19 protein-coding genes are annotated in these 18,078 nt (G+C 34.7%); 12 read left to right on the top strand and 7 right to left on the bottom strand.

What is annotated here, in order from left to right; all coding sequences use genetic code 11:
• Nucleotides 1-223 precede the first annotated feature (223 nt).
• Nucleotides 224-1,831, top strand: coding sequence for a CTP synthase (locus IAE51_RS05535; RefSeq protein WP_003131516.1), 1,608 nt, complete (start codon nucleotides 224-226; stop codon nucleotides 1,829-1,831).
• A gap of 139 nt (nucleotides 1,832-1,970) precedes the next feature.
• Nucleotides 1,971-2,885 carry an L-lactate dehydrogenase gene (locus IAE51_RS05530; RefSeq protein WP_085624313.1) on the top strand — a complete coding sequence of 305 codons (915 nt, stop codon included), beginning with the start codon at nucleotides 1,971-1,973 and terminating at the stop codon, nucleotides 2,883-2,885.
• 31 nt (nucleotides 2,886-2,916) lie between these two features.
• Here the strand turns inward: IAE51_RS05530 and IAE51_RS05525 are convergent, their stop codons facing one another.
• The 5 genes from IAE51_RS05525 to IAE51_RS05505 all read right to left on the bottom strand — a co-directional run bounded on the left by IAE51_RS05525 (nucleotide 2,917) and on the right by IAE51_RS05505 (nucleotide 6,105).
• Nucleotides 2,917-3,789 carry a DUF1003 domain-containing protein gene (locus IAE51_RS05525; protein ID WP_012897260.1) on the bottom strand — a complete coding sequence of 291 codons (873 nt, stop codon included), beginning with the start codon at nucleotides 3,787-3,789 and terminating at the stop codon, nucleotides 2,917-2,919.
• A 347-nt stretch (nucleotides 3,790-4,136) separates the two neighbouring features.
• Complete coding sequence (locus IAE51_RS05520) at nucleotides 4,137-4,337, bottom strand: YjzD family protein (protein ID WP_012897261.1); 201 nt, start codon at nucleotides 4,335-4,337, stop codon at nucleotides 4,137-4,139.
• Between the two features lie 97 nt (nucleotides 4,338-4,434).
• Complete coding sequence (locus IAE51_RS05515) at nucleotides 4,435-4,914, bottom strand: nucleoside 2-deoxyribosyltransferase (protein WP_200094956.1); 480 nt, start codon at nucleotides 4,912-4,914, stop codon at nucleotides 4,435-4,437.
• Entirely contained in the window at nucleotides 4,898-5,452 is a 555-nt protein-coding gene (locus IAE51_RS05510; protein WP_058206258.1) for a TIGR00730 family Rossman fold protein, read from the bottom strand. The genes IAE51_RS05515 and IAE51_RS05510 overlap by 17 nt, the downstream gene beginning before the upstream one ends.
• Complete coding sequence (locus tag IAE51_RS05505) at nucleotides 5,452-6,105, bottom strand: deoxynucleoside kinase (protein WP_029344874.1); 654 nt, start codon at nucleotides 6,103-6,105, stop codon at nucleotides 5,452-5,454. Before IAE51_RS05505 ends, IAE51_RS05510 begins: the two co-directional genes overlap by 1 nt.
• A 479-nt stretch (nucleotides 6,106-6,584) precedes the next feature.
• Between IAE51_RS05505 and IAE51_RS05500 the strand changes: the two genes are divergently transcribed.
• Nucleotides 6,585-9,767 (top strand): DNA polymerase III subunit alpha, encoded by a 3,183-nt coding sequence (locus tag IAE51_RS05500; RefSeq protein ID WP_200094954.1) that lies wholly within the window; start codon nucleotides 6,585-6,587, stop codon nucleotides 9,765-9,767.
• 29 nt (nucleotides 9,768-9,796) lie between these two features.
• Here the strand turns inward: IAE51_RS05500 and IAE51_RS05495 are convergent, their stop codons facing one another.
• The gene (locus tag IAE51_RS05495; RefSeq protein WP_021464201.1) at nucleotides 9,797-10,450 is read right to left on the bottom strand and encodes a hemolysin III family protein; all 654 of its coding nucleotides are present in this window, start codon (nucleotides 10,448-10,450) and stop codon (nucleotides 9,797-9,799) included.
• A 201-nt stretch (nucleotides 10,451-10,651) separates the two neighbouring features.
• Here IAE51_RS05495 and IAE51_RS05490 point away from each other — a divergent pair, with 201 nt between their 5' ends.
• The 5 genes from IAE51_RS05490 (at nucleotide 10,652) to IAE51_RS05470 (ending at nucleotide 14,595) form a co-directional block, all read left to right on the top strand.
• Nucleotides 10,652-11,488 (top strand): DegV family protein, encoded by an 837-nt coding sequence (locus IAE51_RS05490; protein WP_014570388.1) that lies wholly within the window; start codon nucleotides 10,652-10,654, stop codon nucleotides 11,486-11,488.
• Nucleotides 11,481-12,341: an SGNH/GDSL hydrolase family protein gene (locus tag IAE51_RS05485; RefSeq protein ID WP_003131499.1), complete on the top strand. Its 861-nt coding sequence runs from the start codon at nucleotides 11,481-11,483 to the stop codon at nucleotides 12,339-12,341. The genes IAE51_RS05490 and IAE51_RS05485 overlap by 8 nt, the downstream gene beginning before the upstream one ends.
• Entirely contained in the window at nucleotides 12,338-13,549 is a 1,212-nt protein-coding gene (locus IAE51_RS05480; RefSeq protein WP_200094952.1) for a glycoside hydrolase family 3 N-terminal domain-containing protein, read from the top strand. Before IAE51_RS05485 ends, IAE51_RS05480 begins: the two co-directional genes overlap by 4 nt.
• Before the next feature lie 9 nt (nucleotides 13,550-13,558).
• Entirely contained in the window at nucleotides 13,559-14,215 is a 657-nt protein-coding gene (locus tag IAE51_RS05475; RefSeq protein WP_010905401.1) for a YpmS family protein, read from the top strand.
• Between the two features lie 104 nt (nucleotides 14,216-14,319).
• Nucleotides 14,320-14,595 (top strand): HU family DNA-binding protein, encoded by a 276-nt coding sequence (locus tag IAE51_RS05470; protein WP_010905402.1) that lies wholly within the window; start codon nucleotides 14,320-14,322, stop codon nucleotides 14,593-14,595.
• A gap of 91 nt (nucleotides 14,596-14,686) precedes the next feature.
• Here IAE51_RS05470 and IAE51_RS05465 read toward each other — a convergent pair whose 3' ends face one another.
• Nucleotides 14,687-15,184, bottom strand: a complete 498-nt coding sequence (locus tag IAE51_RS05465) for a GNAT family N-acetyltransferase (RefSeq protein WP_003131761.1) — start codon at nucleotides 15,182-15,184, stop codon at nucleotides 14,687-14,689.
• Between the two features lie 146 nt (nucleotides 15,185-15,330).
• Here IAE51_RS05465 and IAE51_RS05460 point away from each other — a divergent pair, with 146 nt between their 5' ends.
• From IAE51_RS05460 to IAE51_RS05445, 4 genes are all read left to right on the top strand, one after another.
• Nucleotides 15,331-15,840 carry a methylated-DNA--[protein]-cysteine S-methyltransferase gene (locus tag IAE51_RS05460; RefSeq protein ID WP_058206262.1) on the top strand — a complete coding sequence of 170 codons (510 nt, stop codon included), beginning with the start codon at nucleotides 15,331-15,333 and terminating at the stop codon, nucleotides 15,838-15,840.
• Between the two features lie 13 nt (nucleotides 15,841-15,853).
• Entirely contained in the window at nucleotides 15,854-16,414 is a 561-nt protein-coding gene (locus IAE51_RS05455; RefSeq protein WP_023188939.1) for a bifunctional transcriptional activator/DNA repair enzyme AdaA, read from the top strand.
• A gap of 94 nt (nucleotides 16,415-16,508) precedes the next feature.
• Entirely contained in the window at nucleotides 16,509-17,318 is an 810-nt protein-coding gene (locus IAE51_RS05450) for an ABC transporter ATP-binding protein (protein WP_200094950.1), read from the top strand.
• On the top strand, nucleotides 17,315-18,040 hold the full coding sequence (locus IAE51_RS05445) for an ABC transporter permease (protein ID WP_021723464.1): 726 nt from the start codon (nucleotides 17,315-17,317) through the stop codon (nucleotides 18,038-18,040). The genes IAE51_RS05450 and IAE51_RS05445 overlap by 4 nt, the downstream gene beginning before the upstream one ends.
• The last annotated feature ends 38 nt before the right edge of the window (nucleotides 18,041-18,078 follow it).

The following is an 18,078-nucleotide window of genomic DNA, read 5'->3' as shown; positions in this document are numbered from 1 at the left end:
GCTTATAGCTTCTAATACAAATAAAAAGAAAAAATCTGATATTACAATGGTTCATGAAAAATTAAAAAACAGACTTTTGACAAAAAAGGAAAAATCAGATATAATTATTTTCGGGCACTGGTTTTTTATTATAAAAAATCAGTAACGGTAGGCTCCCCTCTGGGGAGCTGTTTTTGTTTTTCCCAGTTATTTCTGTTTTGTAAAAAGATTAGAGGAGATTTAGATGTCAACTAAGTATATTTTCGTCACTGGTGGTGGTACTTCGTCAATGGGTAAAGGGATCGTAGCGGCATCGCTCGGTCGTTTGCTTAAAAATCGTGGACTTAAAGTCACTGTCCAAAAATTTGACCCATACCTTAACATCGACCCAGGGACAATGAGCCCTTATCAACATGGTGAAGTCTTTGTTACTGATGATGGTGCTGAAACTGACCTTGACCTTGGTCACTATGAACGTTTCATTGACATCAATTTAAATAAATATTCAAATGTTACTTCCGGTAAAGTTTACAGTGAGATTCTTCGTAAAGAACGTAAGGGAGAATATCTCGGAGCAACTGTCCAAATGGTACCGCATGTGACTAACATGTTGAAAGAAAAAATTAAACGCGCAGCAACAACAACTGATGCAGATATCATTATCACAGAAGTTGGTGGAACGGTTGGCGATATGGAAAGCTTGCCATTTATTGAAGCTTTACGCCAAATGAAAGCCGAAGTTGGTGCGGACAACGTCATGTACATTCACACTGTTCCAATTCTTCACTTGCGTGCTGCTGGAGAATTGAAAACTAAAATCGCCCAAAATGCGACTAAGACACTTCGTGAATATGGTATCCAAGCTAACATGCTCGTATTACGTAGTGAAGTTCCAATCACGACAGAAATGCGTGATAAAATTGCGATGTTCTGTGACGTAGCACCAGAAGCAGTCATTCAATCGCTTGATGTTGAACACTTATACCAAATTCCATTGAACCTTCAAGCACAAAATATGGACCAAATCGTTTGTGACCATTTAAAACTTGATGCACCAAAAGCAGATATGACAGAATGGTCAGCAATGGTTGACCATGTCATGAACCTCAAGAAAAAAGTAAAAATTGCTTTGGTTGGTAAATACGTAGAATTACCAGATGCTTATATTTCAGTGACTGAAGCGCTTAAACATGCAGGTTATTCATCTGATGCCGAAGTTGATATTAACTGGGTTAATGCTAATGATGTAACTGATGAAAATGTTGCTGAACTTGTTGGTGATGCTGCAGGGATTATTGTTCCTGGAGGATTTGGTCATCGTGGCACAGAAGGTAAGATTGCAGCCATTAAATATGCGCGTGAAAATGACGTTCCAATGCTTGGAATCTGTCTTGGAATGCAATTGACAGCAGTTGAATTCGCTCGTAATGTTCTTGGACTTGAAGGAGCTCATTCATTTGAATTAGACCCTGAAACAAAATATCCAGTCATTGACATTATGCGTGACCAAGTTGATGTTGAAGACATGGGTGGAACACTACGTCTTGGACTTTACCCAGCTAAATTGAAAAATGGCTCACGCGCTAAAGCAGCCTACAATGATGCTGAAGTGGTTCAACGTCGCCACCGTCACCGTTATGAATTCAATAACAAATTCCGTGAAGACTTTGAAAAAGCTGGTTTCGTATTCTCAGGAGTTTCACCAGATAACCGTTTGGTTGAAATCGTTGAACTTTCTGATAAAAAATTCTTCGTGGCATGTCAATATCATCCAGAATTGCAATCACGTCCAAACCGTCCAGAAGAACTCTACACAGAATTTATTCGTGTAGCGGTTGAAAATAGTAAATAATATAGGCTAAAAAACCTCCGAGATTAGGAGGTTTTTTATTTGTTTTAAATAATCAGAATATTTAAAATATAGCTTGTTTTCCCATACTTTTTGTATTATAATAGATTCAATTTAAATCTGAAGAAAAAGGGGTGAAAAGATGCGTAAAGTAGGTCTAATTGGTTGTGGTCATGTTGGAGCAACGGTGGCTCTTGATATTGTTCAAGGAGGTCTTGTAGATGAGTTGGTCATTATTGATAAAAAAAGAGAAAAAGCTGAAGCAGAGGTTCTAGACCTGCTAGATGCCCTTTCTCTTTTGCCGTTCTATATCAAAATTTATGTTGGAGAATATACTGATTTAGTAAATGCCGATATCATTTTATCGACCTTAGGCCATATTGAACTAATCAAACCTGGCGGAGACCGTTTTACAGAATTAAAAGCAAATATTCCAGAAATTAAAGAAGTTTCTGAGCAATTAAATAGAATTAATTTCAAAGGAATTCTGATTGCAACAACTAATCCAAATGATGTGATTGTCAATCTCTATTCTCAATTACTGAACCTCCCTCAAAGTCATATTATTGGAACGGGAACATATTTAGATACTGCAAGAATGAAAGCACAGGTAAGTAAAGCATTAAAGATTGATGGGCGGGCTATTGAAGGATATGTCCTTGGAGAACATGGAAACTCACAATTTACCGCTTGGTCAACGGTCAGAGTTGGGGGACAATCTTTTTTAGAGATTGCTAAAGAAAAAAATCTAGATTTAGAAGACCTAGAAGAAAAAGCGCGTCAAGGAGGCTTTGCTGTCTTTAATACGAAAGGTTATACTAATGTTGCCATAGCTGCAGCAACAGTATCTCTGATGAATCTGGTGCTTTCTGATGCTAAGAGTATTACTATCTGTTCACATTATGATGAAAAGTTTAAATCCTATATTTCTACCCCTGCTTTGATTGGTAAAGAGGGAGTAGAGGCCCTTGTAAAATTTCCCTTAACTTTTGAAGAAGAAGTTAAGCTCAAACAATCAGTCTGTGAAATTCAGGAAAAAATAGATTATTTTAGTTAAAAAAAGAGCCTGTTCATTTGAACAGACTTTTTTAATCAGAATTAGCCATGCCTTCTTCTTCCTCATCGTCAGTATTTTCTTCAATACTGTCAAGAGTTTCTTCAAAACTATCAAAGGTTTCTTCAAAATCATCAAGTTGATCTTCGACATCATCCAAACGCTCACGAATATCTTGGTTTTGTTGATAAACTTCGTTAAGAAGAATTTGGATATCTCCAAGCATTTCGGTTTGAATTTTTTGAATTTGCATATTTGAAGCTTGATCATCCATCATCAAATGGTCAAGTTTTTCATGGAGGGCAGCTACCCCTTTTTCTGATTTAACATTGACTTGGAAGTCATTTTTAGCAGACAAGCGGTCATGGTGTGCAGCACGATTTTGACTCATCATAATCAAAGGGGCTTGCATTGCGGCCGTAATCGATAGAAAAAGGTTGAGGAGAATGAATGGATATTTATCCCACTCGACTCCGAAAATACCAGAAACATTAACAAACATCCAAACGACTAAAATTCCAAGATAAGTTAGAATGAAAGCCCACGAACCGACAAATTCAGTAACTTTATCAGCCACACGTTCACCGATAGTTTCTTGGGTTTGAAGTTGTTCTTCCACGTCATGAATCTCAAAATTTGCCTTAGTTAATTCTTCATTAAGTAAATCATTAACGGTAAAGTTTTTTTGCAGGTCAAGATGAAAAAGGGTATCTAAGACCTCCAAACGGAATTTAACCTGATGTTCATTACAGATGAAATCATGACTGGTTGCTTCTGGGTAATCGCGCATGATAACGGTTTGAAGGCTAGGGTCAAGATTCTCAAGGAAATCTCCTCCTGACCGGCGATGAACACGACCGTTAACAAGACAGACGACTTTATTTTTATTAATTGGAGTTGGAGCCATTTTATAGCATGGTTCAAGCTTGTAAAATCTAATTTCTTATTTTGTGAAATGGGTCAAGTTTTTTGAATTAAAATCAAAAAGTTGGCACAAGAAGAGCGCCAATCTACTCTTGGTCAATTTGACAGAATAAGTAATCATAATAATTGCGGGTTTGGGTCGACCTTTCAAAGCTTGAGCGCTCTCCTTTCATTTAGGTTTTTAAAGGACAGTTTAAATATGTCCATATTAAATTATAAGGTATTTTAAGAAATTTGCAAGCCTCAGGACCAAAATAAAAACTCCTGCAGAGCAAGAGTTTTTATTTTCAAACGCTTTTTAGCGAAAGAACCTGATAAAATATCAGTAATTTAGTTTGCTTTAGCCTCTTTTTCCACAGCTACAGCTTGGAAAAGATATACAAAAAGACCAAAGATAAGCGAGATAATCGTTGTCCAAAGCTCAGGGTCTGGAACGCCAGCAAGAGCAGTTGCAACATAACCTACAACTTGTCCAAGAGCAAGCGACCAAAAAAGTGTGACAATAAGTTTCATATTTACGCTTCTTTCCATTATTTTCTATCCGCCTATAGTATAGTACAAATTATGACAAATTTCAAATTTTATATATAAAGGAGAAGATAAAAATAAGCAGGTACTTATCTCTTTACTATTGGTATTTTCCACTATATGGGATTAGTTTAGACTCTAAAAAATCATATTCTTCAACTTGTTCAATCTGGGTGAAGAAAGCTCTATTTCGCTCAGTGAGCATTATATTTGCTGGAATAGTATCTTCAAAACGAATAAGATAGGTTGGTTTTTCTAAAGCAATGGCGTAGCCAAGCTCCCAAGCTGTTCCAGAATCAGTATCTTGATGATCGAAATCAACAATTGCAACAATGATATCTGCTTTATTTACCTCATTTACATCATTTTCCATTGTCGCTTTGGCCCATTCAGGGGTAAAAGCTTCAACTTCTTGTGGTAAAGATTCAGGATGTTGACATCTCATTGGGATAAAAAAGTTTGCTACTGTTTTATTTTTTGAAAGTGCATTTTCTAAAAGTTCAACTTTTTTTATTTGACTTTCACTAAAAAATGGTGCGGCAAGGTAAACGTTAACTGCTTGATTAAACAACTTGTTCAAGGTTCAAATCTCCTAATAATTCTATGGTTTCTTCGGCGGTATCAACAAGAGAAATGGCATCTATGACTTCTTTAGAAATCATTCCTTCCTTAAGTTGCAAGCGCAGTAGGTCAAAAAGAGGTTGATAAAATTTTCGACCAACAAAAATGACTGGGCGGACAGCGGTTTGGTTGATAGACATCTCAGTTAAAAGTTGAAAACTTTCTTCCATTGTCCCAAATCCACCAGCTAAAATGACAAAAGCTTCTCCTAAATCAATGAGTTTACGTTTGCGCTCATCCATTCCACTTGTTAAATAAAGTTGACTGGCATTTTGACGAGGTGGTTCTAAAGGGAGAATTCCATCAGGATAAACGGCAATAACTTTACCTTGATGACGAATGACTGCATCTGAGACCATTCCCATACACCCTTCTTCGGAACCACCATAGACGAGGGTATGGCCTGATTTAGCAAGTAATATTCCTAATTTTTCGCTTGTATCTTTATAGATTGGATTTTTTCCATCTCTTGAAGAAAGAAAGACGGTGACATTCATTAATTATTTTCTCCTTCAATTTCTTTTAATTTTTCTTTGATTTGTTGCAAAACATGAATTTTTGATTGTTCGTCCTCCACAAAATCATATTTATCGCCATCAATTTGGATTTTGGGACAAATATCGAAGGCTTCAAACCAAGTATCATATCTGCTATTTAATTCTTTATAGTAGTCATATAAACTTGGATCGTATTCCAATTGTTCAAATTGACGTCCTCTTTTTTTGATTCTTTCTAGCATTTTATCAAAAGAAACTTTGACATGAATGAGTAAATCAGGCCTTTTTTTGAAAGATAAACTATCAATTTCTTCCAACATATTGTTAAGTAAGTCATCATAAACCTCGACTTCCGTTTCATCTGCTCGTCCTAAATCGGCGTTCAAATGAAAAAGCAGACTATCTTCATAAATCGAGCGGTCTAATACATTATTATTATCAGACAAGGCTCTTTTGATTGAATCAAATCGCTTATTTAAAAAGTATATTTGTAATAAGAAGGCATATTTTTGAGGGTTTTCATAGAATAATGGCAAAACTTTATTATCGTCAACACTCTCATAAAAAGCTTGTGTTTTCAATTCCTCCGCCAACATCTCAGTTAAAGAGCTTTTTCCTGCTCCGATTGTTCCAGCTAATACTAGCACTGTCATTACACCTTTCCCATTCTATTTTTAGTTTTAGTGATTGTTTAATTAAAAATTAGTAATAAATAAACAAGGCTTGCTCATTATAGTGCAAAAAAAAGTTCTCGTCAAATTGCTAATATATAAGCTATAAATGCTGTTGTTAAAGGATTCTTTTAGTTTTTATAATTTTTTTATTACGATTAATAAAAAGGTGAAACATCTTAGTTTTTTGTAATAAAAACGAATTAAAAATAAGAATGAAAGCAGTTTTTAAAATCAAAAAATGTCAAAAATGTTGGACGTTTTCAGCCGTTAAGTTGTTTTTTGATATCAATTTAGTTAAATTTAATTACTTTTGTTTTCGTTTAATAACTAAAATTTGACACTTTTTTTGTTCTTAGTTTGTCTAAACTTATCCCAAGTTCAAGCTAAAATATAGTATAATAAAATTAATATCTTTTAATTAAGAAATACCAGTCGTTTTAGCAAGAAAGGAGGAAAATATGTTTGCACCCTTGAATACAAAAACTGAATATAGTTTTTTAGATAGTGTCGTTAAAGTTGATGACTATTTGGAAACGGCGCACCGTTTAGGTTATCAAACGGTTGGAATTTGCGATGTTGGGAATCTTCATGCTGCTTTTCGTTTTGTCAGAAAAGCTCAAAAATTTAATTTGCAACCCATTATTAGTATTGAGCTAAATTTTGAATGGCGGGGTTTACCAATTGCTTTTTCTTTTATTGCTAAAGATACTGAAGGTTATAAAAACTTACTTCGGATTTCGACGCTTCATAACTATGGACGCCGTCAATTTTCTGATATTCAAAATCATTTATCAGGAATCGCTTTGATTATTCCTGAAACTTACGGAAGTTTGAGCGAGCTGACAGAACTTTCGTCAGTAGCTGATGAAGCTTTTATTGGGATTGATCAACTGACAGATAAAGGTGCTAAATTTAATTTACCAACACTTCCTTTTCCTGCTATTCGCTATTTGAATTTTGCTGATAATGAAATTTTAGCAATTTTGCATGCAGTGCGTGATGGAGTTTCTTTCGATGAAAGTTTAACAATCAGTTCTAATGAACTTCTTCAAAGACCAGAAGCTTATGAGACTTACTTCCAGAAATATTTTCCACAGGCTTTGAAAAATCTATCAGCATTAACAGCAAAGATTGCTTATCAGTTCGATGAAAAATTGGAGCTTCCTAGATTCGATAAGAAGAGACAGGCAGTTGAACATTTACGAGAAGAAGCGACTTTAGGTTTGTCAGCTCGACTTGAAGAAAAAAATTTACTGACAGAAGTCTCGTCAGTAAATTTGCAAGATTTGTCAGTTTATCAAGAACGTTTAGAAAAAGAGTTGTCAGTCATTCATCAAATGGGATTTGATGACTATTTCTTGATTGTCGCGGATTTGTTGCGTTATGCCCGTGAACAAGAAATTTATTGTGGAATGGGGCGTGGTTCAGCGGCCGGTTCTTTAGTTGCCTATGTTTTAGGAATTACACAAGTTGACCCTGTTCAACATAATCTTTTCTTCGAACGTTTTTTGAATCCAGAACGTGTCGCCATGCCCGATATTGATATTGACATGCCAGATGACCGTCGTGCTGAATTATTGGCCTATATGAAAAACAGATATGGTTCAGACCATGTCGCACAAATTGTTACTTTTTCAACCTTGGGTAAAAGACAGGCGCTTAGAGATGTTGGTAAAGCTTTTGGAATGACTGAAGCTGAATTATCCAATTTGACTCGGATGCTTGTGCGTCGTTTTGGAACTTTGGCTGATGAGTATGAAAATAATCAACGTTTTAAAGCTGAAGTGTTAAAAAATGGAAAATTGAAAAGAATTTATGAAGTTGCAAGACGAATTGAGGGAATGCCCCGTCAGACTTCAACACACGCTTCAGGTGTCGTTCTTTCTGAAGAATCTTTGGTGAATTATGTATCATTAAAACCGTCAGAAGATTTGGCTTTGACGCAATATGAGGCGCCAGATGTTGAAGCAATTGGACTTTTGAAAATTGACTTTTTGGGATTACGTAATTTAACAATAATTTCTAGATTACGTGATTTGGTGAAAAGACGTCAAAAAATTGATATTGATCCACTAAAAATAAATTTGGAAGATGAAGACACATTGGCCCTTTTTCGGGCTGGAAATACCATGGGAATTTTTCAGTTTGAAAATCCACAAATGCGACGTTTTTTAAGAAATCTTGCCCCAAGTAAATTTGATGATATTGTTGATGCAACTTCAATTTTCCGTCCTGGTCCATCACAGTTTATTCCACAATTTGTTGCTCGACGACATGGGAAAGAAATTGTGCCTACTGTGGATGATTCTATTAGTGAAATCTTAAAGCCAACATACGGAATTATGATTTATCAGGAGCAAATTATGCAGGTGGCTCAAGCTTTTGCTGGCTTTTCTCTTGGGAAAGCTGACCTTCTTAGACGAGCAATTTCTAAGAAAAAAGGGTCTGAGCTAGAAAGATTGCGTGAAGATTTCTTAGATTCAGCAAGCCATAATGGCCATTCTAAAGAAAAAGCAGAAGAAATCTATGACTTAATTGAACGTTTTGCTAATTATGGTTTTAACCGTTCACACGGTTTTGCTTATGGGGCACTTGCTTTTCAAATTGCTTATTTTAAGGCACATTTTCCTGATGAATTTTATGAAATTCAATTACGTGATCGCAAACGTGAAGTAATGATTTTAGATGCGTTAGAAAATGGGTTTGAAATAGAAAAACCAAGCATCAATCTGATGAAAATTGGCGATTTTGTAAAAAATAAAAAGATTCGTTTAGGATTGGCTCACGTTCAAGGAATTTCTCGTGATTTAGCAAAATGGATTGTTGAAAATCAACCCTACAAAGATTTAGCAGACTTTGTCGAAAAATTACCTAATAATTTTCATAAAAAAGAAAACATTCTCCCTTTGATTCAGATTGGAGCCTTTGATTATGCAGATTCAAATCGAGGGAAATTAGCTTATAATTTGGCTGACCATGCTAATTTATTAAATTATTATAGTGATGATATTTTTATGGCAAGTTCTGGTGGGGGCTTTGCCTATCATGAGGCAGAAGATTATTCAGAAACTGAAAAATACGATTTTGAAAAAAATTTATTAGGAATTGGGGTAACACCACATCCTTTGCAAAATCTAGCTCGCAGATTTGAAGGTAATTTTACACCACTTGCTCAACTTGTGAAAAATAGACGAATGACTATCTTGGTTGAAATCAATTACATTAGAACGCATCGGACAAAGACGGGGCAAACAATGGCCTTCTTAACAGTCTCTGATAGTCGTGAAAATTTTGATGTGACACTTTTTCCAGAGATTTATCGTCAATTTTCAAGTGAGCTTGAACAAGGGAAATTTTATCTCATCAGTGGAAAAGTAACAGAACGTAATGATGAATTACAGCTGGTTGCTGACCGAATAAGTCCAGCTTTGGAAACGGATAGAAAACTTTGGCTAAATTTAAAAGATGAGAAGTATAATCAAAAAATTTCACAAATTTTGCTTGAATTTCCGGGTTCTCATCAAGTGATTCTTCACTATTCAAATTTGAAAAAAACAATCCAAACCAAAATTTATGTGGAAGAATCGGAGATTTTACAAAAAAGGCTGGAAGGGTATGTTATAGCTGGTATTTATAAATAAAAAACCGTTCATCCGAACGGTTTTTTATCTTATCCCACATAAAGGTAAACAGAGAAGAACATGAGCATTGCAGCCAGTAAAACAAAGAGGTGCCATACCACATGGGCAAAAGGAAATTTAAAGTGATAGATGAGTGCTCCAACAGAATAAACAACGCCACCAGCGACTAAAAGCCAAAAACCTACGGGATGCAGGGCGTTCCATAAAGGATAAATGACAATTAAAATCATCCAACCAAGAACGACGTATAAAACGGTTGATAATTTTGGTGTTTTACCCCATTTTGGTAAGTAGATTGATGTTAAAACAATCCCTAAAATAGAACATATCCAAATAACTGCTAGGACAATCCAACCTAACCAATTGTTTAAAGCAACTAAACAGTAAGGGGTATAAGTTCCAGCAATCAAAAAGAAAATTCCGTTGTGGTCAAAAACTCGAAAGACTTTGACTGCTTTAGTAAAATGTAAACTGTGCGCTAAAGTTGAACATAGAAAAAGAATGACTAACGAAGCTCCATAGATTGTAAAAGCAACCACTTCAAGTGCAGAACCAGATGCGGCACCTTTAATGACAAGGAGAACTAATGCTGCAATTGCTAGACCAGTTCCTGCTCCATGAGTAACTGCATTGAAAATCTCATTGAGAATCTGATAGGTTTTTGAACCTTGTGTTTCTTCCATTTGGTCTCTCCGATTTATTGATTTATTCAGCTTTTGAGCAATTTTTAATTTGTTTTTGGAATCAAAAAAATAATATTATCAACCTTTTTTGCTCTTTCCAACTGAAAATTTGTTATAATATATGATAGCACAAATTGTATAGAAAAGGAATTGGACTGCCGACTTTCTCTTATGAGAAAAATGGGAGTTCAGATAGTAAATATGCCAATAAAAATTGTGACAGATTCATCCATTACGATTGAGCCAGGAATTGCTCGTGAACTTGACATTACTATTGTTCCGTTGTCAGTAACGATCGATGGAACAATGTATTCAGACGACGACTTGAAGTTTGAAGATTTCATGGTCAAGATGGCTGCATCAAAAAACTTGCCTAAAACAAGTCAGCCACCAGTTGGTGTTTTTGCCGAGGTTTATGAAAAAATTGCTGCTGAGGATGATGAGATTATCTCCATTCATTTAACAGAAGCATTGTCAGGAACAGTAGAAGCAGCACGCCAAGGGGGAATGCTTTCAGGTCGTAACGTAACGGTCATTGATAGTGACTTTACTGACCAAGCACAAAAATTCCAAGTGGTTGAAGCAGCGCGCCTAGCAAAAGCAGGAGCATCTAAAGAAGAAATTTTAGAAAAAATTAAATATATTCGAGAAAATACAGAGCTTTTTATCGGATTTTCAACATTAGAAAATTTGGTTAAAGGTGGTCGTGTTAGTCGAATGACAGGACTATTTGGAAGTCTTTTACAAGTTCGCGTTATTGGAACTTTGAAAGACCGTGAATTGAATACTCTTTTACGTGGACGTGGAAGTAAAACTTTTTATAAATGGCTTGAAGAACTTTCAGATTCTATTAGTAGTTCTGGACGTAAAATCCGAGAAATTGGAATTTCTCATGCTCAAGGTTTAGAATTTTCACAAAAAGCGAAAGAAGTTTTGCAAAAATTTGTTGAAAAACCTATTTCAATTTTAGATACCAACACAACAATTGCCACTCATACAGGTCCTGGAGCTTGGGCAATTATGATTGATTATGAATGATAAATCTAAAAATATGATGAAAAATTTTATACGCACATTTGCCGGCTTGTTGCTGGCAATTTTGCTAATTTTGGGCTTCTTTTTGCTCGTTTTTCCAAAGGCAGGGGACCGATTTTTAGCTGACAAAAAAGTTTCAACTCTGTCAGCAAAAAATCTGACTTATGCAGCTTTAGGAGATTCACTGACAGAAGGAGTTGGAGATGCCACAGGACAAGGTGGTTTTGTCCCTTTATTTGCCAAAGATATTGAGAATAAGACAGATAGCTCTGTCAGTAGTCAAAATTTTGGGAAAGCTGGAGATACAAGTACTCAAATCTATAATCGTATGATGAAAAGTAAAAAAATTACTGACGGCTTAAAAAAGGCTGATATCATTACGATTACCATTGGAGGAAATGACGTCTTAAAAGTCATTCGTGATAATGTCAGCAAACTCTCATCAATGACAGAAAAAGATTTTACTAAGCCAGAGGAACTTTATCAAGCACGAGTGAAAAAATTATTAGATAAAATTCGTGAAGACAATCCCAAAGCGCAGATTTATGTCCTCGGAATTTACAATCCTTTTTATCTTAATTTTCCTGAGCTTACAGTCATGCAGAATGTGATTGATAGCTGGAATACAGCGACTGCTGGCGTTGTAAGTCAAGAAAAGAACACTTATTTTATTCCAATCAATGACTTACTTTATAAGGGTTCAGGAGATAAACAAGCGGTTGAATCTGGCAGTACATCCGATGCAGTTTCCAATAACTTACTTTATACAGAAGACCATTTCCACCCAAATAACGTAGGTTATCAACTTATGGCTGATGCAGTATTTGCAAGTTATAAGGAGGTCAACCAAAAATGACTAAGCGCTTAAAGAAAAAAGCAAAACCAGTTGTTTTTCTAGCTCTTGTTCTTGGTTGTGCACTAATTTTATCAGGAGTTCTTGGTTTGGCGGGGCATTTAAACGAACAAGAATCGTCTAAAACAAAAAAGAAAAGTCAATTGTCAGAAACTAAAAGGAGTTCAACTTCCCCAAAAAATATGGATAAAAATATTGAGCAGATGACTTTGGAACAAAAAGTTGGTCAGTTATTTATGGCAGGAATGCCAGCAAATAACTATAATCAGGCAACTTTTGATGCGATTGAAAAGTATCAAGTAGGTAGTATTATTTTGACTGGTCGCTCTAATCTCAGTGTCCCAGAAATGAAAGATATTACTGACAAACTACAAGGCTTAGCACCGGCTAATCGCAAACTCTTGATATCCTGTGACCAAGAGGGAGGAAATGTTCAAGTTCTCCAAGGTCAGGGTTTTTCACAGATTCCTGATGGATTAACTCAAGGAAGTTGGACAGCTGATAAATTACAAAAGGAATCACAAACTTGGGGAAGTGAACTTTACGCAGCTGGAGTGAATTTTGACTTAGCACCAGTTGCTGACCAAGTTTTATCTGCCGACTTTGCTCCACAAAATGCTCCAATTGGCTATTGGAGTCGCCAATATGCTTATGATAAAGCAAGTATCATAAGCCATGCTCAAGCATTTACGGAAGGCATGAAAGCAGCCAAGGTTTTGACAACTGCTAAACATTTTCCAGGGCTTGGAGCGGTGACAGGCAATACAGATATCAGTGCAGGTGTTAGAGATGACCAAACGAATTCCAATAGCGAATCTGTTCAAATTTTCAAAGATTTAATCTCTTCTGGGACACCTTCGATTATGACCGCAACCGCTATTTATGATAAAATTGACCCTAATCTTCCCGGTGCTTTTTCATCCAAAATGGTTGATGGTTTACTACGGAAACAATTAGGCTTTGATGGTTTGGTTATTACAGATGATTTATCAAATGCTGTCCAAGTACAATCATGGACGCCTGGTCAAAGGGCAGTTTTAGCATTGTCAGCAGGAAATGACCTTGTTTTAGCAAATGAGCCTACACAAATTCCAGAAATGATCTCAGAAGTTTTGCAAAAGGTAAAAGCAGACCCAGACTTTGCTAAAAAAATCAGTCAATCAGCCACAAGAGTGATTAAAGTAAAAGAAGAAATGAAACTTGTAGAATAGAGAAGCAAAATGGAAAATAACGAAAATCAAACAAGAAAATCAAAAACAAAAAATTCCACTAAGCCAAAAACTGAAAAAGAAGAAGGCCTTAAAAAACGTCCTATTTGGAAATGGCTCTTTATTATTCTTTTGGCTCTGAATATAGCTGGAGTTGTGTTTATTGCCATTCGCGTGACTAGCCCAAGAGACCAAACGGTTCTCAATCAAAAATCAACTAATAGTTCAGACCAAAAGGTTGCTCAGATTACGAGCACAACTTCGCAGCTCAATGAATTGATAAATAGTTATTTAGAAACTTATCAAACTAAAGAAATGACTTATAAGTTTTATATTTCTAATCAACAAGCAGTTCTTGAAGCATCTTATAAACTTTTTGGAACCAAAATTCCACTTTATATTTATTTTGAACCTCTGGCACTCTCAGATGGTTCAATTAGTCTATCTGTCCAAAATATTTCTGCTGGAAGTTTGAGTTTACCAACTTCAGAAGTTCTGCAAATTGTTAAGGCATACGACTTGCCAGACTTTGTTCAAGTTGAAAGTAAGAAAAATCAAGTGGTCATTAATTTGTCCAAAATAAACGTCTCAGGTAATCTTTATATTAAAGCGAATCAAATTGATTTAGCCAAAGGGAATTTTGTCTTTGATTTCATGAAAAAAGCCTGAAAAACGCATTAAAATGGCATTTTGACTTGCAAACTGGGCTAAGATTTGCTAAAATGAAAATTGCCTATGTTTAAGGTAAAAAACAAATGGAGGACATTTCTAAAATGGCTAACAAACAAGATCTTATCGCTGAAGTTGCAGCAAAAACAGGATTGACTAAAAAAGATTCAGAAAAAGCAGTTAATGCTTTTGGTGAAGTTGTAACTGAATTCCTTGCAAAAGGTGAAAAAGTTCAATTGATCGGTTTTGGTACTTTCGAAACTCGCGAACGCGCAGCTCGTGAAGGACGTAACCCACAAACTGGTGAAGCAATCAAAATCGCTGCTACAGTTGTTCCTGCATTCAAAGCTGGTAAAGCATTGAAAGACGCAGTTAAATAATTATAGCTATTAAGCATTAAACACCGTAATTTTACGGTGTTTTTTTCTTGTCTGTCATTAAAATAAAAAACATATACCGGGATATGCTTTTTTAGATTTCCTTTGTAAAAAAAGATTCAGTGATAATTTCCCCTAAATTTTCTTCCTTAACAATTCCTGTGTCAGAAAAACCAAGTTTCTTGTAAAAGTGAATGGCATTTTCATTGCTACTTAGTACCCACAGACCAACTTTTGGATAATTCTTTGTTGAAAGTTTTTCTAAGGCGAATTCAAGCATTTTTCGACCTATTTTATGTTTTTTATAGGAGTCGAGTAAGTATATGCCATGAATTTCACCAAAGTTTTCTTCAAAAGAATTATTCCGAAGAGGGCCCCAGCCGCAAAAACCAATAATTTTGCCTTCAACAATGGCAACCACTGTATTTGAACAAAGATTATTTTTAAAAATATTAATGCTTGATTCAAGCGTTCTGTTTTTTAAGAAACTTTCTGGGAGAAGTCCAGTGTATGTTTCTAACCAGGCTTTATAGTGAACAAAAGCAATTTGCTCATAATCATCTGGGAGTGCTTTTCTTAGTATTACTTTCATTGTCAGACCCTTAATCTTTTTTTATATTATATCATTTATCAAGAATGATATTCAAAAAAATGAAAAAGCCAAATAGTGATGTTTTCTGCCTTATTTTTTTGTTATACTATTGAATATAAAAAAGTCGGAACGAAGAGGAGGGAAAAATGTTAACTAAAAAAAACTATCAGTCACCTTTAGGAGAAATAACGCTTTTAAGTGATGAAACTTATTTATTAGGAGTGTGGTTTAAAGAGCAAAAATACTTTGCGGCCAATTATGATTTAAATCAGGCAAAAGAGGATAAGAGTCTTCCAATTATTAATGCTATAGAATGGTTGGACGCTTATTTTAAAGGAGAAAACCCTGATTTTAAAAAAATAAAATTGAAACCAGAAGTAACGGAATTTAGAAAAAAAGTACTCAAAATATTAAGTGATGTCCCCTATGGTAGTCTAATTACTTATAAAGAAATATCAAATCTCCTTCAGGTTAATGAAGAGAAAAAAAGAAATATGTCACAGGCGGTTGGTGGAGCAGTTGGACATAATCCACTTTCAATCATTATCCCTTGTCACCGAGTTGTGGGGACTGGTGGTTCCTTGACAGGATACGCTGGTGGACTAGAGAAGAAAAAAGCTCTTTTGACACTTGAGCAAGCACATTTAAAAAAATAATTGGAGTTTTCATTTGGAAATTACTGACGAAACTTGGGAAATCATTAAAAATAATGATAAAAACTTTGATAATAAATTATGGTATGGCGTAGCAACAACTAAAATATTTTGTCGACCTTCCTGCGTCTCTAGACTACCAAAAAGAGAGAATGTAAGTATTTTTCAAGCAGCCGAGCAAGCTTTAGAAGAAGGTTATCGTCCTTGCAAAAGATGTCGACCAATGGATAAAATTGTACCAAATGAGGTTTGGGTAGAAGAGATTGATTTACTTTTAAAAAATCATTATGATGAGGATTTGAGTCTTGAGGAGCTTGGACAAAGACTTCATGGTTCTTCGTCTTATCTTCGCCATATTTATAAAAAAATAAAAGGGCTAACTCCACAGCAAGAACTAACAAGAATAAGACTTGAGCAAGCAAGAATACGATTGCTTAAAGGAAATGAAGCAATCTCTGAAATTGCGCGTGACGTTGGAATGATGAATACTCCTTATTTTATAAAATCTTTTAAAAAGCGCTATGGACTTGCTCCCAATCAATACCGTAAAGCTTATAATATAAATTCCAAAAAATAGGAGAAAAAAACTCTTATTTTTTTATCCCTAAAATTGCTTAATTTATCCCAGACTTTTGGTCAGTACTTTTGATAGATTGAGTTAAAATAGCAATATGAAAATAAAAAATATAAAAAAATCCTATGGTAACAATCAAGTGCTAAATGATATCAGTTTTGAATTAAAAGCTGGTGATAAGGTTGCTTTATTAGGTAATAATGGTGCGGGAAAATCAACATTAATGAATATTATTAATAGAAATGTCAAGGCTTCTTCAGGAAAAATTGAATATGGCAAAATGAAACCGACTTCCAATAATACTGGTTATATCATGCAAAATATGACCTTACCTCCTGATGCTTTAGTCAGTGAAGTTTTAGCTTTGTTTTCAAATGATGAACAATCTAAAGAATATGGCTTAAAACTGGTCAAAGAATTTAAAATGGAATCCTATTTAAAGCAAAGATTTTCAAATTTATCTGGTGGTCAAAAACAAAAACTCTTTTTGGTATCTGCACTACAAAATAGTCCTGAATATTTCTTTTTGGATGAAATTACAACGGGTCTTGACAGTGAGAGCAGAGGAGAGCTTTTTAAATTTTTATCTTCAAATTTGAAAGTAAAAAATTCAACTTTACTTTTGGTAACCCATTATTTAGAAGAAGCATTGCAATTATGCGACCGATTTATCATTCTTAAAGATGGAAAAATTATTGCAGATTTACAAAAATCAGATTTAATTCAAGAAGAATTTTCTTTTGTTGAATTTTTAGTAGAAGTTCCAGAATTTGAAGCCTATAAACTAAAAGAAAAACAGTACAAATTACCAAAGGAATTGGCTGAACAAGCCATCATTAAATTCAATAAAGAACTTGTTTTATATCAAATGACTTACCGTATCAACTTGGAGGAACTATTATCATGAAATTTCTAAAATATTTTACATTTGAACTACGTTTACGCTATCGGAATCCTTCACAAATTTTCTTTGTATTTATCTTTCCCTTATTTTTAATGTTTGCTTTTTCATCAAGTTTTGGAAAAAGCATACCACATTATATTGAAAATAATATTGCATCAATATTATTATACAGTGTTCTATCAGCTAGTTTGACTTCACTGTCAGTACAAATTGCTGACTATCAGTCTAGAAAAATTTATCAATTATTTGTCCAAAGAGGAATAAAAAAATTATTTTATATTATTGCACAAATTGTTAGTTTTATGATTATTATCTTTTGCTCAACGCTTGTTATTCTAGTAGTTGCTCATTATGCTTATGATTATGAGTTTCCTAAGTTGAGTTTATTAATTCTTTTTTATCTAAAACTTTATTTATATTCAATTCCATTTTGTTTATTAGCAATGATTATTGGACTTCTTGCTAAAAACACGGCAACAGCAAGTGCGATTGCTATGCCTCTGATGTTTCTTTCCTTCTTCTTTTCAGGAATGATGATTCCGTTAGCACAACTTTCAGGAGGAATTCGTAAGATTGCTGACAATTTTTTCCTCACTCAGTTACTTTCTGATTTAAACCATACATTAACTTCCAACTATACAGTCGTTCCAAATTGGTCAAGAATATCTTTAAGTGTCGGATTGATTTGTCTCTTAGCCCTATTAGTTTATCGAAGAAAGGCCTAAATACTTTAGCTTTTGTCAGTTAAATAATTGTTTAAGTG

This window comes from Lactococcus sp. S64 (genome assembly GCF_016516525.1).
GTDB lineage: Bacteria > Bacillota > Bacilli > Lactobacillales > Streptococcaceae > Lactococcus > Lactococcus lactis.
Note: the sequence above shows the minus strand (reverse complement) of the source record. Positions and strands in the feature narration are given on the sequence as shown.

Excerpts from the sequence above, each read along its gene's own strand:
- IAE51_RS05535 (WP_003131516.1), top strand. The coding sequence starts at position 224 with ATGTCAACTAAGTATATTTTCGTCACTGGTGGTGGTACTTCGTCAATG.
- IAE51_RS05530 (WP_085624313.1), top strand. The coding sequence starts at position 1,971 with ATGCGTAAAGTAGGTCTAATTGGTTGTGGTCATGTTGGAGCAACGGTG.
- IAE51_RS05525 (WP_012897260.1), bottom strand. The coding sequence starts at position 3,789 with ATGGCTCCAACTCCAATTAATAAAAATAAAGTCGTCTGTCTTGTTAAC.
- IAE51_RS05520 (WP_012897261.1), bottom strand. The coding sequence starts at position 4,337 with ATGGAAAGAAGCGTAAATATGAAACTTATTGTCACACTTTTTTGGTCG.
- IAE51_RS05510 (WP_058206258.1), bottom strand. The coding sequence starts at position 5,452 with ATGAATGTCACCGTCTTTCTTTCTTCAAGAGATGGAAAAAATCCAATC.
- IAE51_RS05505 (WP_029344874.1), bottom strand. The coding sequence starts at position 6,105 with ATGACAGTGCTAGTATTAGCTGGAACAATCGGAGCAGGAAAAAGCTCT.
- IAE51_RS05500 (WP_200094954.1), top strand. The coding sequence starts at position 6,585 with ATGTTTGCACCCTTGAATACAAAAACTGAATATAGTTTTTTAGATAGT.
- IAE51_RS05495 (WP_021464201.1), bottom strand. The coding sequence starts at position 10,450 with ATGGAAGAAACACAAGGTTCAAAAACCTATCAGATTCTCAATGAGATT.
- IAE51_RS05490 (WP_014570388.1), top strand. The coding sequence starts at position 10,652 with ATGCCAATAAAAATTGTGACAGATTCATCCATTACGATTGAGCCAGGA.
- IAE51_RS05485 (WP_003131499.1), top strand. The coding sequence starts at position 11,481 with ATGAATGATAAATCTAAAAATATGATGAAAAATTTTATACGCACATTT.
- IAE51_RS05480 (WP_200094952.1), top strand. The coding sequence starts at position 12,338 with ATGACTAAGCGCTTAAAGAAAAAAGCAAAACCAGTTGTTTTTCTAGCT.
- IAE51_RS05475 (WP_010905401.1), top strand. The coding sequence starts at position 13,559 with ATGGAAAATAACGAAAATCAAACAAGAAAATCAAAAACAAAAAATTCC.
- IAE51_RS05470 (WP_010905402.1), top strand. The coding sequence starts at position 14,320 with ATGGCTAACAAACAAGATCTTATCGCTGAAGTTGCAGCAAAAACAGGA.
- IAE51_RS05465 (WP_003131761.1), bottom strand. The coding sequence starts at position 15,184 with ATGAAAGTAATACTAAGAAAAGCACTCCCAGATGATTATGAGCAAATT.
- IAE51_RS05460 (WP_058206262.1), top strand. The coding sequence starts at position 15,331 with ATGTTAACTAAAAAAAACTATCAGTCACCTTTAGGAGAAATAACGCTT.
- IAE51_RS05450 (WP_200094950.1), top strand. The coding sequence starts at position 16,509 with ATGAAAATAAAAAATATAAAAAAATCCTATGGTAACAATCAAGTGCTA.
- IAE51_RS05445 (WP_021723464.1), top strand. The coding sequence starts at position 17,315 with ATGAAATTTCTAAAATATTTTACATTTGAACTACGTTTACGCTATCGG.